This window comes from Sphingobacterium nematocida (genome assembly GCF_900168125.1).
GTDB classification, from domain to species: Bacteria; Bacteroidota; Bacteroidia; order Sphingobacteriales; family Sphingobacteriaceae; genus Sphingobacterium; species Sphingobacterium nematocida.
Genome location: NZ_FUZF01000041.1, coordinates 1 through 1257, shown reverse-complemented (window position 1 = coordinate 1257; position 1257 = coordinate 1). Strand labels below are relative to the sequence as shown.

Here is a 1257-nt window from a genome sequence, read left to right as displayed (position 1 = left end):
CACATCACCATGCGGCTTCGCCCCCAATAGAATGCTCCCCTACCAGATGCAATTAACTTGCAAATCCATAGCTTCGGTAGTAATCTTGATGCCCGTTTATTATCCACGCCCGGTCGCTCGACTAGTGAGCTGTTACGCACTCTTTAAATGAATGGCTGCTTCCAAGCCAACATCCTAGCTGTCTGGGCAACCGGACCTCGTTAGTTCAACTTAGACTACATTTGGGGACCTTAGCTGATGGTCTGGGTTCTTTCCCTCTCGGCCTTGGACCTTAGCACCCAAAGCCTCACTGCCGGCCATATCTTGTAGCATTCGGAGTTCGTCTGGATTTGGTAGGATTTGACTCCCCCGCACCCAATCGGTAGCTCTACCTCTACAAGACTCTATGCCGACGCTGTTCCTAAAAACATTTCGGGGAGTACGAGCTATTTCCCAGTTTGATTGGCCTTTCACCCCTACCCTCAGGTCATCCGGAAACTTTTCAACGTTTATCGGTTCGGTCCTCCACTGTGTGTTACCACAGCTTCAACCTGCCCAAGGGTAGATCACAAGGTTTCGCGTCTACCTCTACTGACTATGCGCCCTGTTCAGACTCGCTTTCGCTTCGGCTGCGTGGCTGAACCACTTAACCTTGCCAGTAAAGAGTAACTCGTAGGCTCATTATGCAAAAGGCACGCTGTCACGGAACAAGTCCGCTCCAACCGCTTGTAAGCACACGGTTTCAGGTTCTTTTCACTCCCCTGTTCGGGGTTCTTTTCATCTTTCCCTCACGGTACTGGTCCACTATCGGTCTCTCAGGAGTATTTAGCCTTACCAGATGGTGCTGGCAGATTCAAGCAGGATTCCTCCGGTCCCGCCCTACTCAGGATACCACTATGCTGTCATTCTTTACCTGTACGGGGCTATCACCCATATCGCGCAGTTTCCCACCTGCTTCCAGTTCATAGCGACAATACAATCTCGTGGTCCTACAACCCCCATATTGCCGTAACAATATGGGTTTGGGCTCTTTCGTGTTCGCTCGCCACTACTTACGAAATCATTATTATTTTCTCCTCCTACGCTTACTTAGATGTTTCAGTTCGGCGCGTTCGCGTATTATACGACTGTTCTTCAAACAGCCAGGTTGCCCCATTCGGAAATCCACGGATCAAGTCACATTTGCTGATCCCCGTGGCTTATCGCAGCTTATCACGTCCTTCATCGCCTCTGAGAGCCTAGACATCCCCCGTGTGCCCTTATTTACTTTCTTCTCAC

At 50.3% G+C, this 1257-nt stretch carries 1 rRNA gene; it reads right to left on the bottom strand.

The annotated features are described in order from the left end of the window. Window positions 1–1252, bottom strand: a 23S ribosomal RNA gene (locus B5X76_RS21555); the annotation flags it as partial. Window positions 1253–1257 lie beyond the last annotated feature (5 nt).